Below are 17,781 nucleotides of genomic sequence, written 5' to 3' on the forward strand. Positions count from 1 at the left end.
CCCCGATCCCCCTATGGCAACAATTTTCTCTGTCCATCCTGATAATCCCCAAAGCCGTCGAATACAAGAAATAAAGGAGGCACTGAAGAGTGGAGCAGTAATGCTTTACCCTACCGATACAGTTTACGCGATCGGTTGTGACTTAAATGCTAAATCGGCGGTAGAACGGGTGCGGCAAATTAAACAGCTAGCGAATGATAAACCACTGACGTTTTTGTGTTCTTCCCTTTCAAATGTGGCAACTTATGCTTCGGTAAGTGACACAGCTTATCGAATTATGAAGCGCTTGATTCCTGGACCTTACACATTTTTGTTACCTGCAACCAAGTTAGTACCGCGACTCGTGCAAAGTCCCAAGCGGAAAACTACGGGGATTCGCGTACCAAATCATCCAGTGTGTTTGGCACTGTTGGCAGCTTTAGAAAATCCGATTATTTCGACTTCGGCACATTTGCCGGTAGATAAAGAAGATGAGGAAATTGAGGTAGACATAGAGGATATTCTGTCGCGAGCAGATTTATTTGACCGTTTGGACAATTTGGTAGATGTAATTGTGGATACTGGCGAGGAACCCACATATGAAGTATCTACTATTTTGGATTTGACGGGAGAGGAACCAACGATTACTAGACGGGGTTTAGGCTGGGAGGAAGCAGTAGTTTGGGTGTAATAAGATTACTTCACATACTGCCTCGGTAATTTCGGAAAATGACAAAAAAGATGCTCCAGTTTTTAAATTGTCATACTGATAAGGCTGGGAGCGGCTATGATTGGAATGACGGGAAAAGTCGGAACAGCAACGGTTATAAGCGATTTTCCGCAATGGCACATAGCCTTGTGCCAGTCGCTATCCGGTTGCTAATGAAAAAACCGACACACCGACATCGCCGTAAATGATTGCATATTCTTTATACTCATACATATATGTGAGCAGCCCTTGCGATAAATATCAGTTCGCTTACTTTGGATGCTGTGTCTGCTTGAAGTTACGGTGCTATACCCCTCCTAGGAAAAGTCATGAAAGTTAACCTCGCCAATCTACCCATATCTGAGCCATCTTTAGACAGCCAAGTTACGAGCGAAGAATTGTCAGCAAGCAACGCCGATGCTTTGATCAAGCTGCTATGTAAGGAAATGCAAGCGGTTGTGAAAGCTACGCCTGCGAGTGTAGAATCTGTAGTCACACGCATCGCCAAAGAAGTGGAACGTATTTGCGATAAGAGCCATCGCATCCAAAATTCTGGCGAAATAAAGTCTTGGCAGCTAACATTAGCAAGGCATCGCCAGCAAAAATGCCTGCGTTACTATCAATTGGGTTCTAAACAAGGGCGCGTAGAATTACACAGCCATCTTGGTGCGATTGTTTACCGTCATATTGCCACAGCGGGCGGCGAGTTAAAATTTGAAGCTCGTTACAATCTGATTGAAGATTTCTTACAAGCATTTTACATCGAAGCGATCAAAGCTTTTCGGCGGGAAAACGAACTACCAGAGAATTACACTCCCCGCACTCAGTTGGAATTAGCAGAATACATGGCGTTTACAGAGCAGTATGCCAAACGCCGGATTAATTTACCAGGTGGTGCCAATCAGCAATTGATTATACTGCGTGCCCAAGGTTTTGCCCGTCGTCAGCCACAAGAAACTACAGTTGATATTGAAATGGCGGTGGAATCTGCTAAGGGTGAAGAAGGAGAATCTTATCAGCGGAACTCAGCAGTGCAACAAGTGCGATCGCAGATGCTTGCTCAAGCTAGTTTTGATCCAGCTGAAGAATCTGAGCGCGATCGCGTTATCGCTGAGTTGATGAAATATCTAGAATCTCAAGGTCAATCTGACTGCGTTGATTATCTCACCTTAAAACTCCAAGACCTCTCAGCACCAGAAATTGACTCTATTCTCGGTTTAACCAGTCGTCAGCGCGACTATCTGCAACAGCGTTTTAAATATCATGTAGAAAAGTTTGCCAAGCAACACCATTGGCAATTAGTACATCAATGGTTGGGTGCCGGTTTAGATCACAAGCTGGGACTATCTTCCCAGCAGTGGGAAACCTTTTTGAGCCAACTTTCACCGCTGCAACGGCAAATCTTGCAGTTGAAAAGTGCAAAACATAACGATCAGGCGATCGCCAAAGCAATTAAATGCACCCCCAAACAACTGCAAAAGCGCTGGACTCAACTTCTAGAACTTGCATGGGCTATTCGTAACAATAACTCTGAAGCCCAGGCTGGTTAAAGCTTTCGTATAGTAGGGTAATATTAAGTAATATCAGCAAATTTTTCTACGCTTTATCCTAATTTTGCAAGCTTTTATTCTAGATGTTTTATCTAACCTTCGCTTCAATTAATCTTCCTTATCTTTCCTCCCTACAAAGGGGGGAATTTAAGTATTGGGCGATTTATTATATTTTAAAACTTACGCACTGTTTCACGCATGGGAGAAACCGCATCTCCTATTCTCAGGAATAACAACGTCACCAATGTGGTAATTTGGATTAACACTGCCAGCAATCCCGCTGATTCTTGGTAGTATTGCTCGTGTAACTGTTAATGACTCCGAACTACCTAATGTAATAAGATTATTTATTCTTTCGATTAGTGTATTAGTCGCTATTTATATTTATCCAAAATTATATTTAGTAGTAAATAACGATACCACCCCCGATATAAGCATTTGGCACTGCAAAATTAATCGTAATACGTAGTTGCTATTGCTGTTGTTGTAGCGGTTGTTGCAGTAGTTGGTCTGCTTGCTGTTGTTGCAGTACTTGGTTTGCTTGCTGTTGTTGCAGTACTTGGTCTGCTTGCTGCTGTTGTTGCCGTCGTTGCTCCTCTTGTTGCTGTTGCTGCTGTTGTTGCAGTAGTTGGTTTGCTTGCTGTTGTTGCAGTACTTGGTCTGCTTGCTGCTGTTGTTGCAGTACTTGGTCTGCTTGCTGTTGTTGCAGTAGTTGGTCTGCTTGCTGTTGTTGGTCTGTTTGCTGTTGAGACGTTATGATTGTTGTCCACAGAAAGAATAGAGAAATGAAAACCGAAAACCACACTAAATAAGAGCCAGTATCCATTGAATTATCCTATTTTCTTTAAAAATTCCAATGACATTATTTTTTCACAGATCACCGCACCACTCATTAAAGAAAAAACATGATTCAAAATGTCAAGCCAAACACAAGCAGTAGTAAATAAATTTGAAGCGTAGGGTGTGTTAGGCTTCGCTAACGCACCATATTTAATTGTCGATTTCGGTGCGTTAGGCTAATGCCGTAACGCACCCTACATTAAGTTAATACATTTGTATTTATTTAGTACAAAATTACCATCTTATTTTTACAAAACTAGTCTTTCCCATCTCCAATTGAAAATTCATATTAACTAACTGATAATTTGCTGCTGCTTCTGTGGAATCCTAAATTTAGAAACAAGATAGAAAATTATCAGGATCGAGATGACTCAAGGTGGAAGAGCAGTTACTTCTGGCAATGTCTTGGAAAAAGCTGTAGAAGGTGCTTTACTGGGGCATAGATATACCGAAGTGGGTTATGAGTTAGCAAAAAAACAACGTCTCGGATGTCTTTTAAGCTCAAACAGCATACCAAAACGATATGCAAAACAGGTTCACATTGGACCAGGAATTTATGGTAGTGAAATATATGTAGATTTTTTTATTATTGGTGCTGCCTCAATTTCTTCTGGCTTGATTATTGAGTGTAAATGGCAGCAAACTAGCGGTTCAGTTGATGAAAAACTCCCTTATCTCAACTTAAATATTCAAAATTGCTATCCGGCACAAGCAGTAGTATTAATTGACGGAGGAGGAATGAAACCACAAGCTATTTCTTGGTTAATCAAGCAAGTTGGTGACAATGAAAATTTGCTAGCAGTTCATAGCTTAAGTTCATTTATTGTCTGGTCTAACAATAACCTTTAATATGAAGTTAGTAAAATCTCGTTAATTTTTCCCCTTTTTTTAGCATGAGAATTAATTGACCTTGCTGCTGATATAGTGTGGATATTAAAATCGGTATAAAGATTGCGAATAAACTCGCAATCTGAATTAGATAACATAACTTTTACACCACGTTCAGATAATGTCAAACATATATCTCTGAGTTGAATTTGCTGATTTTCTTTAAAAGAATAATTAGTATAAGATGTAAAATAACTAGTTTCACTTATGGGATAATATGGGGGGTCAAAATAAACGAAATCATCACTAGTAGTTGCATGATTGAGTATTTCTGTAAAATTAGCCTGTTTAATTTCAGCTCCCTCAAGTGCTTCGGAAGCGGCAATTAGTAGATTTTCCGGACAAATATTAGGATTTTTGTATTTGCCTAAAGGTACATTGAATTTATTTTGTGAATTGACTCGATAAAGACCGTTAAAACAAGTTTTATTCAGATAAATTAGACGAGCAGCTTTTTCTAAATCGGTTTTTCCAGGATTAGCTCGTACACTATAATAATAATCTCGACTATGTTTGCTTTCATGCTCTTTTAACAGAAAAATTAATTCTTGAATATGATCTTTCACACAGCGATAAGTAGTAATTAACTCGGCATTAATATCAGTTAAAATACCATTTGAAGGTTGGAGATGAAAAAAAAGAGCACCACCACCTAAGAACGGCTCATAGTAATTTTTATAAGTAGTTTGGGATGGTAAATGAGTAAGATATTGTTTAATCAACTTACTTTTGCCGCCCGCCCATTTTAAAAAGGGACGCGGTAAAGTTGATTGAGATTGACTTAACATTTAATTAAAATAATCGCGACTAAGACTAAATATAGCTAATATAACTTACGAACTATATTTTAGATTGATTGAGCAATTTACCAACCTCATATATTACAATTAAATTGATCGAGTACATCAAAACAAAGCTATAGTCTATAACAAGGCAGTATAAATTCAAATGTTTGACGGATTTTGGGATAATATCTTACGTTACTTCCGCTACTTTATTACTACCCTCTTAGGTGTATTGCTGAATACGTTTGCGCCATTAGCACCGTTGTTTAAAAACCCAGTTACTTCGATCGCTGTTTTCGGGTTAATTCTCGGTAGTCTCGTTTTTGTTACTCTTACCTTACGCGCAATGCTTGGTTTGAGTACGGTTTAGACCATGAGCATACAATTGCTTATAGCGTCAAGGGTGGTGCGATCGCTGCTTTGTTTAACTAGTATTCTATTTGTTTAGTTGAACCTCTGTGAGGAGGCATAATATTTATGGCTACAACTCGCCGTGTTTCCCGCGTTGCTGAATTAATTAAACGGGAAGTTAGCCAAATGCTGCTCAGTGGCATTAAGGATGACCGTGTAGGTACAGGAATGGTAAGTGTTACCGATGTTGATGTTTCTGGCGATTTGCAACATGCCAAAATTTACGTCAGCATTTATGGTAGTGACGAAGCCAAAGCCGAAACAATGGCAGGCTTAAAATCAGCAACAGGTTACGTTCGCAGCGAACTTGGTGCCAGGGTGCGTCTGCGTCGCACCCCAGAGGTGCTTTTTGTCGAAGATCGCTCAATTGAACGCGGTAATAAGGTGCTGTCCCTATTAAACCAATTAGAGAATAGCCGTCCTAAGGAAAATCAGGCATCAGACGACAGCACCGATGAAGATGATGATTTTCCTGATTGACATCCTCACCCGCCATTATCTTGATAAATTGGCGTCAGTATGCATAAGCTAATATCCCTCAGCTTAATTGGGTAATCAATAGTTCCAAATCACATAAAAGTGAAAATTAAATACGCGTCAACCAAACCCCAAGAGACCCGATCAAACGAAGTCTCTACATTCTTTTCCACGACGTTTGTCTAATTAAGCTGAGGGGATTGAGCGCTAAAGCCTTCACTACGAAGAAGAAATTCTTAAAATTCTTCTTGGTTCAGTATTAAAGTGTAAAAATCTTCTAGGTTATTTGATTCTTTTACCTCTGAAATTAGTTTACCTGCAATTGTGAATGCTGCCCAGTAATAAGGGTGATTGTAAAGCTTTTCATCGGCTGCGATTTTTCTAGTTCTATACATTTCTGTTGCTAAATACGCTTTAATTCTAAATTCATCGACAGGCAAAGTATTTAGCAAATTTTCATACCATTTTGTCAATTCTCCAACTGTTAGTTCTTTCAGCCATTTTGTAGCTTCTGCTAAGGCTGTTGCTTCTAATTTGTTTGGCTGTCGTCGTCGATAAAACTCAATCATTAATAAAGCATTTGCAGTTGATTCTACAGTCCACAAGGTACTAATTACATGAGTCGAACCACGACTTAAAAAAGCATTCGCTAAACCTAGATACTCGGTGGTGATAGTTTGGTTAGTAATAGCAGTTTCGCAAGCTGAGAGAGTAATTAGATTGTAGCTTGTAAGTGTTTTTTGGGAGATTTCTTCTAAGGTTAATTTATCTTCACCTGATAATACCAGTTGTGATTTTTTCGGCTCAATAAAATTGTCGATCGCATGACCTGTAAAATGAAATATATTGTAATTACTAGATAAGGCATCTTCCACTACATTTTTAGTTGCTTGTACTCCTTGGTATCGTTTGGGATTATCGAACATTTGGCTTATAGTTTCCGATTCAAGTTTGGCAAATTTTAGTGCCGGATAATCTGTACTGTTAGGATGTTCAATACTTAATAATTTCTCTTGATTTGCCTGGGGTTCTAGTTGGCAATTTAGAGATAAGCCGATTTGAGCGCTTGGCAAATAGGTAATTGTGTAATTTGCATTGCTCGATGATTCTTCTTCTTCTTCTTCAGAAAAAAGATTGAAAAGGGCATGAAGAGGAAATGTGTGTAAGTTGCGGTGGGGAATTAGTATTAATTGGTCGATCCCTTCAAGTTCGTCTTTAATTGTGGAAATATTAAGGATATTTTTCAGATCCAAAAGCCTCTGTTGCATATCCACTAACCAGGAATGGTTATCTTTGCTTTGTTTGTCTTGATCTAAGCTGCGATATTCCTGATACTGTTGATTCCAATCGTCCAACCAATCTTCTAATTCCACCAAAATTTGCACGGCTTCAGGTAAGGGAAATTCATCACCTACCGGGGTACTGATTATGGGTGTAAAGACAGGGATGGGTTCTGGGGCATTATCTTTGATGATGAAGGTGCGTAAAGCGTAAGGGCTGATGTGCCAGTAAATAATTGCGGTTGTAGGATTAAGTAGCTGTTGAATTTCTGGATAATTGGGTGAATCAATGTCATCAGTCCAACCAAAAATCAGCCAAGTGAAACAAGCATTTTTGTTGTATTCGACGATTTCTAAAGCTTGTCGCCATTCGCCAGATTGTATGGCTAAATCAACTGCTAATTGTCCAAAACTAGCAAATTTCAAAGCTAAATCTTTTTGACTTTCTTCAGAACTTTGTTCATTTAATAAACGTTTCCATGCATCTGTAGCGTGTTCTAATAATTCTTGTGCGAATGTGATTTCCCCCAAACCTAAAAGCGTTTTAATGAAGTTTTGCAATACTTCTAGATGCAGTTGGGGAAAGTCTTCTTGTGTGAGGGTTAAAAGCGCCTGATTGTACTCAGATACGGCTTGATGCCAATAATAGCGGGGTGTGGGATGTCTTTTTCCTCGGTCGTAGTGTGCGTTGGCGATCGCTAAATGTAATCTTCCCCAACCTTCTGGGTGTGTATCTTGGCGAACATAGTCCAATCCAGCTTCGTAACTGATCAATTTTGCATCATAATCGCCTTCTTTCAAAATCGGATTTACCGCCATTCCTGCCGATGTACCTCGACCAATCCAAGCTTCCCAATAATCTGGTTGAAGTTGCAAAGCACCATCATAAGCAGCGATCGCTTCTACAAATTCTCCCATATGAAACAGCGAAGAAGCTTGGTTGTACCAAGCTAAGTGAAATTCGGGATTGATTTCTATCGCTTTGTCATAAGAGGCGATCGCTTCAGTTTTCCGTCCTAAATTGTCTAAGGCAATACCTCTATTGAACCAAATTAAGTAAAAATGCGGTTGAATTTCTAAAGCTTTATCCCAAGACTCAATTGCTTCTGACCATTGTCCTAATTGTCCTAGCACTACCCCTCGGTCGATCCAGACTTCGGGATAATCTGGATCAATTGATAGTGCATTGTCGTAAGAAGCGATCGCTTCGGAGTTTCGTTGATCTACTGCTAGTGCAATTCCTCGGTAATACCAGTTTTGAGGGTCGTCTGGTTGCAAATCGAGTGCTTTGTCGTAACTAGAAACGGCTTCTGATAGCCTTCCTAATTTCAGCAGGGCAAAACCTCGGCTAGACCAAGCTTCTTCGTAGTTTGGCTGAATTTGCAGTGCGACATCCAAGGAGGCGATCGCTTCAGAGAACTGTCCTAATTCGCCTAAGATGCCGCCTCGATTGTACCAAGCTTTAGGAGAGTCTTGTTTGATGAAGAGCGCTCTGTCATAAGAGGCGATCGCTTCAGAGAATTGTCCTAAGTGAAATAATGTCAAACCTCGATTAAACCAAATATCATACATCGACGGGTTAATTTGTAAAGCTTGATCGTAACAAGCGATCGCACCTGACAAATCACCAGTCTTGGCTAGCTGAAGCCCTTGATAAAACCATTCTTGTGCCTGAGTATCAGTACTAATTAGTTGTGTTGGTTCAGATGAGTGAATTGCCAGTCCGGAAGCAAGTTGCTGGACTAAACTGGTACTTTGGTCTAGCCTGACCAACAACTCATCGAGTGTTTGGGCTACATCTGGTTCTAAATTTGCGAACGACTCATCCCAAGTTGTTTGTGGGGATGCTTCTGGGCTATTTTCCGCCAAGGTTTCAGAAACAGACATTAGGCGATCGCCTATTACCTCTTCCACAACAGGCGTTATACTTTCAGTTTCTTCTGCTTGATACTCCCATACTAATTCGCCAAAGTTCTCGATCAATTCTTCTTCGCTTTGAGTTTCCTCTGGTGTAGGCGTTATACTTTCAACTTCTTCTCCTTGATACTCCCATACTAATTCGCCGTTTTGTATTGCCCCCTTTGCGGAAGCCCTTGGCACATCCTGAGTACTAGTTTCGCTAACAGGTGCTTCATACTCCCATTCCAGTTCTTGAAAGTTTTCCCCCGTTTCCCCAATTTCGATAGAGGTGAGAATTGCTGTAGACGTTGTAGATTCAGCATTTTCCTCGTTTTCCTCCCAAGAAATTTCCCCTAAATTCCGCGTCAACAACCGGATACCAATGTCATAAGAAAGATCGCCAATTACGCCGACACCAAGTTCACCCAGTTGCACCATTCGCGTTGCTAACTGATTATTCGGTGCGGGTGATGCTAACAATTTTTCGCCAAAACTCAGCAACCAATCAAGCCAGCGGTCAACACTAATCCGATTTTCCATCCGTTGCAGATATTTCTGCGCCCACTCTTTTCCTCGTACCTGATATACGCCTTCTAGTAGTTGGTTATACAAAACTTCCAGATCGGCGTTTGTCAATTCCGGTGCTTGATGCACCACATTTTGTTTTTTGATCCGGTTTTGAGAACGAGTCCGTTTCCTGCCAAAGACGCGTTTCCAAAATTTATTAAGCCACTCTACTAGCCGCTTGAGCATCTGCCGCACTCTGGATGTTGTTTCTCATAGATTTTAACGAGGGCTGTGTTAAAAAAAGCAAGCATTACGTAAAAACCTAGTAGATTATAAGGGGGAATGGGGATTAAGGCTATAAATATAGGAATAATGAAGAATTATATCTTTTGGACAATCCCCAATGCCCAATCCCCAATCCTATTGATTAGCAGCTTGAAATTGATTAAACAATTCCTGGACAATCAATTGCGGATCGTCTGTCTCAATTCCTAACTGTTGGGAAATTTGCCTGCGTAAGCTTTCATCCTGCTGCAACATCACAAACAATTCGTCTAAAGTGACGGTTTGCAATTCTTCTGAGGGCACAGTTTCTAACTCTGCTGTGGGTGCTGGTTGGTTTGGTAATTCTTTCTCCGGCAGAGTTTCTAACTTTACTGTGAGTGCTGTTGCTTTATTTGTTTTTTCGGGTGGAGGACTGGTCTTGATAGCATCTGGTCCGTCATACTCCCATACTGGTTCGCTGACATTGCGTGTCAATAGCCGCATTCCAATATCATAGGCAGCATCGCCGACTTCCCCGACTTCCAACTCACCCAGATCCACCATCCGAGATGCTAATTCATTATTAGGTGCAGGGGAAGCAAGCAATTTTTGACTAAAGCCCTGTAACCATTCCAGCCAACGTTGAGTTGAGATGCGATGTTCAATATTATGCAGCCACTTCAGCGCCCAAGCTTGCCCTCGTGCTTGATGTACTCCTTCTAAAAGTTCGCTGAAGAGAAATTCCAGATCCGTATCTGTCAGGGGTGGAGCAGGTTCTTTTTGAACATCAGCCACAGATGACGATGAAGTCTGTTTTTTGCCAAACAAGCGTTGAAAAAACCTTTTAAGCCAGTGAAGGAGCCTATTGAGCATCTGCTGCACCCCTGAGTGTTGGTTATTTTAAGATTGTAGCGATGTCTACGACATACTTGATCGGGGAAGCGCTGCAATTGCAAATTATAAATTACAAATTAATAATTAATAATTTGTAACAATCTATATGAATTTTTATGTTGATGTAGACGAGAAAATCAACCTTAACCTAACGCCGTAATTCCCCATCCGTCTAAGGGCGTGGGGATTAATTACGCATCAATCCCTCTAGAATTAGTGTTACTATAACTGTAGTTAATATCAACGCTCATTAGCAGTATAAAAGGTAATATTGAGTGCTGAGGACAGTAGTCAAAGTTAGGCTCTGCCAGGGTGGGGTAGTTCACAATGGTTTCATGGCAAACTCTGATGAAGTGCTGACTTAGAAATCAATTGAATTCCATGTCTTACGAACCGCTGCACCATAAGTATCGCCCAAAGAGTTTTGCTGAACTGGTGGGTCAAGAGGCGATCGCCTCTACTCTCACTAATGCCATTCGCACAGCTAAAATAGCCCCAGCATATTTATTTACTGGTCCACGAGGTACGGGGAAAACTTCGAGTGCAAGAATTCTCGCCAAATCCCTCAATTGTCTTAATAGTGACAAACCCACAGCAGAACCTTGCGGCATCTGTGATGTATGTAAGGGAATCACTAAAGGCTATTCTCTAGATGTAATAGAAATCGATGCCGCCAGTAATACTGGTGTCGATAATATCCGCGAACTAATCGAAAAGGCGCAGTTTGCCCCAGTTCAATGTCGCTATAAGGTTTATGTCATTGATGAGTGTTTAACAGGAGACTCTCTAGTTTTAACCAGTGAAGGTCTTGTTAGGATTGATGACTCTAACATTCAGGGTAAAAAGGTTCTCAGTTACAATGATGCAAATCGAAAGTGGGAATTCCAAAAAGTTGTCAGATGGTTAGACCAGGGAGAACGTCAGACTCTGGTTATCAAGACAACAAACGGAGAAATTAGATGTACGGATAATCATTTAATCAGGACAGTTGAGGGATGGATACCAGCAAAACACCTGAAAAAAGGAGCGAAGATATTATCCCCTGGGAGTGTGGAATCTAAATTTAGGCTCGTAGTAGGCACTAAAGTGCCTAAAATAAGCGCTAAAGCGCTTACTACGAAAAATATTCCATACCCGCAATGGACTACAAGTTTGGAAACGGTCGAATCTGTGCACCTCGCTGGAGTTGAGCAAGTTTATGATATTGAAGTTGAGCATAATCACAACTTTGTGGCTAACGGTCTGTTAGTCCATAATTGTCATATGCTCAGTAATGCGGCATTTAATTCGCTACTAAAGACATTAGAAGAACCACCGAGACACGTTGTCTTTGTTTTAGCGACAACAGACCCGCAAAGAGTTTTACCAACGATTATTTCTCGCTGTCAAAGGTTTGATTTTAGGCGAATTCAGGTAGAACCGATGGTGAAGCATTTAAAAGCGATCGCCAGCCAAGAAAATATCAATATATCTGATGACGCTGTAAAATTAGTTGCTCAAATTGCTCAAGGTGGATTGCGCGATGCAGAAAGTTTGCTCGACCAATTAGCACTATTATCGGGTGAAGTGACACCAGAGCGAGTTTGGGATTTAGTCGGTTCGGTAAGCGAACAGGATTTGTTGGTATTGGTGAACGCGATCGCTGACAATAATCCCGAAGCCGTTCTTGACAACACCCGCAAAATCCTTGACCGTGGTCGCGAACCTTTAACTATTCTTCAGAATCTTGCCGCATTCTACCGCGATTTACTCATCGCCAAAACTGCACCCAAACGCCAAGATTTAGTTACTTGTACTGACCAAACTTGGAAAGCGATCGTTGAATTCGCTCAACAGTTGGACCTAACTACAATTTTGGCAGGACAGCAACACCTGCGAACTGCTGAAGTGCAAATCAAAAACACCACTCAACCCCGTTTGTGGTTAGAAGTAACATTGCTAGGTTTATTACCCAGTGCCAACACTCAACCCGCAGTCCCAAGCCTACCACCCATCACTACCGCAACAGCATCACCAAGCAATCATCGTCCCCCATCTCCCTCACCTCCCCCCACTCCCCCTCTCCCCTACTCCTCCACTCCCCCTCTCCCCCACTCCTCCACTCCCCCATCTCCCCCCACTCCTCCGTCGGAATCCAACGATGCAACGCTAGCAGAAACTTGGCAAAAGGTAGTGACTTACCTACCAATTTCTACAGGTTCATTGTTGCGTCAAATGTGCCATCTGATAGAGTTTGATGGTAATGTTGCCCGAATTGGAATTAAATCTCCAGCTTGGTATAAAAGGCTTCAGACAGAGCAGCCGATAATTGCTACAGCCTTTGAAAAAGCTTTTCAGCGTCAAATAAAAGTAAATCTAGAATTAATCAGCGGTTCACCACCTTCTACCCCCCCAAAGCCTAACAGCGTCAAAGCGCAGCCTCCACCGAATTATCAAACCAATAATCAAAGCCATAATAATATAACGCCGCCAGCAGAAGTTTCCCCGCCAGCAAGACAACCTCCTGCAAGAACTGAATCTCCTTCAGTTCCCCAAGCAGTGCAAATGCCCCCACCGCGATCGCTTTTTCCCCCAGCAGCCATTGATGATATGGAAAATGCTGATAAAGTGGCGATCGCAGCTCGAAGTGTGGCGAAATTTTTTGATGGTCAAATTATCCGCTTCACAGAAGAAGTTGTAGAAGTCTCAGATACAACTACACCTGATTCGTTAGAAGAAGCGGAAGAAGATTAGGGAATTGGCAATGGAGAATGGGTAATTGGTAATTGGGAATTGGGCATTAGTCCCGGTGGGGGAACCCCCCTAGTCCCCCTAGTCCCCCTAGTCCCCCTAGGGCGTGTTTTCCCCTCCCTAATCCCTAGTCTCCAGTCCCCTGATGCACTGTTTTCACCCATTTGAGCTGCTTTGGTCTGACTGACACACGGGCAGTGGTGCTGCTCATGACTACAAACCAGTGGAACATGTATATAATTCCGCGTAATGTCTGAAGCAGGGGGACAAAGTAGCTAGAAACGCGAAATTTTTTCTCTTTATCTTGACGTATCCGCTTTAGACCTGCGAACATACCTGCCATTGACATGGTGACTGTCAAGCCGCTGACTGGACTTAATATTGGTAGACGATGCCGAGCGATCGCCATCAATAAATCTGGTACTGCTGCTGTCGGTAAAATATACATAATCAGCAGAAACATTAGCAAATCCCAGGTTTTACTTCTCCCCATACGGTTGCGAAGAATTAAATCCCAGTAATCCAAATAGCGCTGATATCCACCTTCTGCCCAACGATTGCGCTGATGCCAAAGAGCTAGCGCATTCGTCACACCCTCTTCTTCCACCGCTGGATTAAAAGCACAATCAATATCCCAGTCGTTTAGATGCAGACGGAATGTCAAATCCAAGTCATCGGTGATGGTTTCTTCATTCCAGCCACCGCAGCATTCCAAGGCTTCGCGCCGGACAAATTGACCATTTCCCCGCAGCTCGCCGATTCCACCAATGGCAATCCGTCGCTTTTGGAAAACGGCATCAACTGCCATTTCTGCCATTTGACCTTTTGTCCAAAAGTTTTCTTTGGCGTTGGCGATCGCTTTTCGCACCTGCACCGCGCCCAGCTTTTCTTTAGCGAACAAAGGTACTACCCGTAACAACAAGTCTGACGACACAATCGCGTCAGCGTCAAACACCGCTATAATTTCCCCTTGCGTCAGTGGCAAAACTTGATTTAATGCCCCTGACTTACCGCCACTCGCTTCTGCTGAACGTCTTAATACTTTTAGGTTATTGTATTTTTCCGTTAGTTGTGCTAACAACTGCGGCGTTGTGTCGTTGCTATTATCGTCAATTATCCAGACTTCGTAATCACCTTGCGGATATTTCAGACTACAAAGATTCTTGACTAAATTGGCAATAACTGCTTCTTCATTTTTCGCCGCCACTAACACAGATACTTTTGGTAAATTACCCAGCATTTCCTCTTGGTAGGGGAAAATAATTTCTTCCCCTACTAAGTGTTCTTTGCCTGGTCTAGCAAACACAATCCTCAGGGCATGAATTCCTAAGACAGTGGTCAATCCTAGGATAAAAATAGAACCCCAAGAAACTAAATGTAAAGCGATCGTGCCGCTCCAGACAACAGTCAAAACTAGAGCGGCTTTTTTTCTCCGACCTTGAAACCGGGATGGTAAAAACACAGGATCGGTTTCTACCTCTTCTATCTCCAACTCATCATCTCCTGATAGGTCAGAAAATAAAGAGTTGAGCGGATCAAGCTCGTTGTAAGAATCGTTTTCGGGCCAGGAATTCGCTGGCATAAGTTACTTGATTCAATAACCAGTATTTGTCTACACCCATAAAGAAGCTGGGTATCAGGTAACACCAAACCGTGCAACCTTCACACACTTTTAGCTTACCTTGAGATTGGCGATACTCTTCTACTTCTTCAGACTCACGATACAGGTCATAAAGTCGCCCGTTAATCGCAACTCCAGTTTGGGCAAAATGGTAACAAGGTAGTAGCAGTTCGTCATTGGGAGAAATCGCAATCACGGCATCCACCGCCTTACAGCGCGGATTTTTGGTATCATTGCCCCCAGCTTCGATAAAAGCCAATGCAGCCTTATTGTAGCCGACATTTTTATATTTCCTCGCAGCGGTTTCGATTGCCGCTACCATTTCTGGGGTGGGATTCTTATTAGAGTTGTATTGGTCATAAGCCGTAAAAGCGGGATTTAGCCAGACGCGAGCAGCTAGTTTTTGTCCTAATGCTGCGACTTCTTGAATGCGATCGTAGTTTTGGGCAGTAACGGTATGATTTAGTACCGGGTACTCTCCTAAAGATTGAGCGATCGCTACCGACTCTACCAAATTGTCAAAAATCTTCACCCCACGCGACTGGTCGTGAGTTTCCGCATCCCCACCATCCAAGGAAAAATTCAAAAAGTCTACTAAACCTTGAATTTCCTTAGCTTTTTTCGGATACAAAATTGTATTCGTCGTCATGCTGGTATAAAAGCCCTGACGTTTTGCCTCAGTATAAATCTCCCCGACATCATGTCGCAATAAAGGTTCGCCACCCGTAAAATCTACATATTTAGTCCCCAAACGGCGTAAATCTTCTAAATTACGCTTAATAGTTTCAAAATCAGCTTCTTTGCCCGGTTCTAATGCCCAAATGTTGCAAAAGTGACAGCGGGCATTACAGCGATAGGTCAAGTAATAATTTGCAACCAGCGGAGCCATAGTCTAAACCCACTAAAAGTTTTCCTTAAGACATCTTTAAACGGAGTTAACCAACAGTCAACATTCTTTTGGTAGTGGTTGGTGGTTGGTTGTTAGTAGGAGCGTTGGAGCGTGAACCACTGCGTTGCTTATTTTCCACTCGGCACGTTTTGGGGGGAAGCTTCCACTCCATAGCTGCCTTTGAAAGTTGTAGCAAGTGGTGTTAGCGCAGCGATCTTCGATTTGTTGAGCGTCACCCGAAGGGTGGTTAGTGGTTATTGTACCAACCATTACCCATTCCCCATCCTCCATAGTTATGCATCACAATTTTTTGGGAACACTACTCAAAGTTACCTGCATCCCCAGTTGTCAACTAACTAGAGGAGTATTAAATTATGTCTTTTGAGCAACTCCAGCCAGCGACTCAACAACAAGCAAGCGTCTATTTACCTTACGTTCAGGGCAGCAAGCGAGATTTTTTGCGTTATGCCATCGGTCTTTATCAAAAAGGCGTTTTAGAAGGAAAACGCAAAATAGAAGGCAGCGAGCATGTTCCCTTTGTCGCTACTTGGAATATTGCCACCCTACCTTCAGACTTAACTCGTTGCCGATTGCAGTTTGATGGCGATGCGGAGTTAAGTTATGAACTGATGATGGCAAGTTTCGAGTTGATTAATTTTTTAATTGAACTGATGGAAAATTATAAGCGCTATCGCTTGACTGATTTTTCACAAGCATTTTACCGCAAACTGCTGCGTGTAGAGGAATAAACAAGGCAAAGCGGGGAAATATAATTCAATAATTCTCGGTTTTAGCAACTTCGCCCAAAAAAGGTACGATTTTGAGCTATCTATTAAAGTGTCCTTGAAATTTGGGCGATCGCTTCTATAAATCAGTTTGGTAGCAACCGGTAAGCGCAAACTTCGACCTAGAATTAGGATCTAGCTGGGTTCTACTGACTTTTAAAATAAGGAGTGCGTGTGTGCCGAAATCCGCTAAGTATTTGCTGATTGGCTCAACCGAGAGTTACAGTGGCAAATCTGCCACTGTTTTAGGTTTGTCGCATCAGCTACAGAAAAAAGGATTAGATATTGCCTACGGGAAACCGCTAGGTACAAGTTTGAGTGAATTTGAAGGAAACGTAGTTGAGGAAGATGTGCAATTTATTGCCAACAGCCTCAATTTACCTTCAAACCGGATTGCACCAACAATGCTTGCTTTAAATGAAGTCGCTATACAAAAACGCTTCCGTGGAGAAGACAAAACTGATTATCGTGCCTCTTTAGCACAGCAATATTTACAAATATCTAGAGGGGATTTGGTATTGTTGGAGGGTCCTGGGGATTTGTCAGAAGGTAATTTATTTGGCTTGTCTTTGCCGCAAGTGGCTGATGTTGTCGATGCGGCTGTGTTGTTGGTATGTCGTTATCAATCGCTGCTTTCAGTTGAGGGGCTGTTATCTGCGAAAGAGCGTGTAGGCGATCGCTTAATTGGTGTTGTCCTCAATGATATCCCCCCAGCCCAAATAGAAGCTGTTGATACCCAGTTGCGTCCGTTTTTGGAACAACAAGGTATTCCCGTACTCGGAATGTTGCCAAAAAATGACTTACTACGCAGTGTTAGCGTTGGCGAATTGGTCAAGCAGTTAAAAGCCGAAGTTCTTTGTCGTAGCGATCGCCTAGATTTAATGGTGGAAAGTCTAGCAATTGGGGCGATGAATGTCAACTCGGCGGTCAAGTATTTCCGCAAACGGCGAAATATGGCGGTAGTTACCGGAGGCGATCGCGTGGAAATTCAACAAGCTGCTTTGGAAACCTCCACTCAATGTCTCATCCTTACCGGACAACTCCCACCTCCCCTTTTTATCCTCAATCGCGCTGAAGAACTAGAAATCCCCATTTTGTCAGTTGACCTAGACACCCTCACCACCGTAGAAATTGTCGATCGCACTTTTGGTCAAGTGCGCGTCCACGAACCAATTAAAGTTCACTGCATTAGTCAATTGATGGCTGAACATTTCGACATTAACCGCTTGTTGTCTCAACTCGGCTTAAATCCCGCAGTGGCTTTACCCTGAAG

General features: G+C 42.2%; 15 protein-coding genes. 8 read left to right on the forward strand and 7 right to left on the reverse strand.

What is annotated here, in order from left to right:
• Positions 1-13 precede the first annotated feature (13 nt).
• Together OGM63_RS05110 and OGM63_RS05115 are read left to right on the forward strand one after the other, a co-directional pair.
• Entirely contained in the window at positions 14-670 is a 657-nt protein-coding gene (locus tag OGM63_RS05110; RefSeq protein WP_263744454.1) for an L-threonylcarbamoyladenylate synthase, read from the forward strand.
• Positions 671-1,017: 347 nt separating this feature from the next.
• Positions 1,018-2,238: a HetZ-related protein gene (locus OGM63_RS05115; RefSeq protein WP_263744419.1), complete on the forward strand. Its 1,221-nt coding sequence runs from the start codon at positions 1,018-1,020 to the stop codon at positions 2,236-2,238.
• A gap of 472 nt (positions 2,239-2,710) precedes the next feature.
• On the opposite strand, the gene OGM63_RS05120 is transcribed toward OGM63_RS05115, so the two are convergent.
• The gene (locus OGM63_RS05120) at positions 2,711-3,064 is read right to left on the reverse strand and encodes a hypothetical protein (protein WP_263744420.1); all 354 of its coding nucleotides are present in this window, start codon (positions 3,062-3,064) and stop codon (positions 2,711-2,713) included.
• A 380-nt stretch (positions 3,065-3,444) separates the two neighbouring features.
• Between OGM63_RS05120 and OGM63_RS05125 the strand changes: the two genes are divergently transcribed.
• The gene (locus tag OGM63_RS05125) at positions 3,445-3,927 is read left to right on the forward strand and encodes a PD-(D/E)XK nuclease superfamily protein (protein WP_263744421.1); all 483 of its coding nucleotides are present in this window, start codon (positions 3,445-3,447) and stop codon (positions 3,925-3,927) included.
• On the opposite strand, the gene OGM63_RS05130 is transcribed toward OGM63_RS05125, so the two are convergent.
• Positions 3,924-4,754, reverse strand: coding sequence for a DNA adenine methylase (locus OGM63_RS05130; RefSeq protein ID WP_263744422.1), 831 nt, complete (start codon positions 4,752-4,754; stop codon positions 3,924-3,926). The genes OGM63_RS05125 and OGM63_RS05130 overlap by 4 nt on opposite strands.
• 160 nt (positions 4,755-4,914) lie before the next feature.
• Here OGM63_RS05130 and OGM63_RS05135 point away from each other — a divergent pair, with 160 nt between their 5' ends.
• Both OGM63_RS05135 and rbfA read left to right on the forward strand, forming a co-directional pair.
• Entirely contained in the window at positions 4,915-5,121 is a 207-nt protein-coding gene (locus tag OGM63_RS05135) for a DUF751 family protein (RefSeq protein WP_263744423.1), read from the forward strand.
• 107 nt (positions 5,122-5,228) lie between these two features.
• The gene (rbfA, locus tag OGM63_RS05140; RefSeq protein ID WP_263744424.1) at positions 5,229-5,642 is read left to right on the forward strand and encodes a 30S ribosome-binding factor RbfA; all 414 of its coding nucleotides are present in this window, start codon (positions 5,229-5,231) and stop codon (positions 5,640-5,642) included.
• A 233-nt stretch (positions 5,643-5,875) separates the two neighbouring features.
• Here rbfA and OGM63_RS05145 read toward each other — a convergent pair whose 3' ends face one another.
• Together OGM63_RS05145 and OGM63_RS05150 are read right to left on the reverse strand one after the other, a co-directional pair.
• Positions 5,876-9,571, reverse strand: a complete 3,696-nt coding sequence (locus OGM63_RS05145; protein WP_263744425.1) for a CHAT domain-containing protein — start codon at positions 9,569-9,571, stop codon at positions 5,876-5,878.
• A gap of 174 nt (positions 9,572-9,745) precedes the next feature.
• On the reverse strand, positions 9,746-10,462 hold the full coding sequence (locus OGM63_RS05150) for a hypothetical protein (RefSeq protein ID WP_263744426.1): 717 nt from the start codon (positions 10,460-10,462) through the stop codon (positions 9,746-9,748).
• A 402-nt stretch (positions 10,463-10,864) separates the two neighbouring features.
• Here OGM63_RS05150 and dnaX point away from each other — a divergent pair, with 402 nt between their 5' ends.
• Positions 10,865-13,216 carry a DNA polymerase III subunit gamma/tau gene (gene dnaX, locus OGM63_RS05155; RefSeq protein WP_263744427.1) on the forward strand — a complete coding sequence of 784 codons (2,352 nt, stop codon included), beginning with the start codon at positions 10,865-10,867 and terminating at the stop codon, positions 13,214-13,216.
• 124 nt (positions 13,217-13,340) lie between these two features.
• Here dnaX and OGM63_RS05160 read toward each other — a convergent pair whose 3' ends face one another.
• Genes OGM63_RS05160 through OGM63_RS05170 form a run of 3 tightly spaced genes read right to left on the reverse strand, consistent with a single transcriptional unit; the run spans position 13,341 to position 15,993 of the window.
• Positions 13,341-14,795, reverse strand: coding sequence for a glycosyltransferase family 2 protein (locus tag OGM63_RS05160; RefSeq protein ID WP_263744428.1), 1,455 nt, complete (start codon positions 14,793-14,795; stop codon positions 13,341-13,343).
• Complete coding sequence (locus OGM63_RS05165) at positions 14,749-15,723, reverse strand: radical SAM protein (protein ID WP_263744429.1); 975 nt, start codon at positions 15,721-15,723, stop codon at positions 14,749-14,751. The genes OGM63_RS05160 and OGM63_RS05165 overlap by 47 nt, the downstream gene beginning before the upstream one ends.
• A 57-nt stretch (positions 15,724-15,780) precedes the next feature.
• Complete coding sequence (locus OGM63_RS05170; protein ID WP_263744430.1) at positions 15,781-15,993, reverse strand: hypothetical protein; 213 nt, start codon at positions 15,991-15,993, stop codon at positions 15,781-15,783.
• 104 nt (positions 15,994-16,097) lie between these two features.
• Between OGM63_RS05170 and ebsA the strand changes: the two genes are divergently transcribed.
• A complete protein-coding gene (ebsA, locus tag OGM63_RS05175; RefSeq protein WP_263744431.1) occupies positions 16,098-16,472 on the forward strand; it encodes a type IV pilus biogenesis protein EbsA in 375 nt (124 codons plus the stop codon).
• A 212-nt stretch (positions 16,473-16,684) separates the two neighbouring features.
• A complete protein-coding gene (locus OGM63_RS05180; protein ID WP_263744432.1) occupies positions 16,685-17,779 on the forward strand; it encodes a phosphotransacetylase family protein in 1,095 nt (364 codons plus the stop codon).
• Positions 17,780-17,781 lie beyond the last annotated feature (2 nt).

This window comes from Plectonema radiosum NIES-515 (assembly GCF_025753815.1).
GTDB classification, from domain to species: domain Bacteria; phylum Cyanobacteriota; class Cyanobacteriia; order Cyanobacteriales; family Nostocaceae; genus Hassallia; species Hassallia radiosum_A.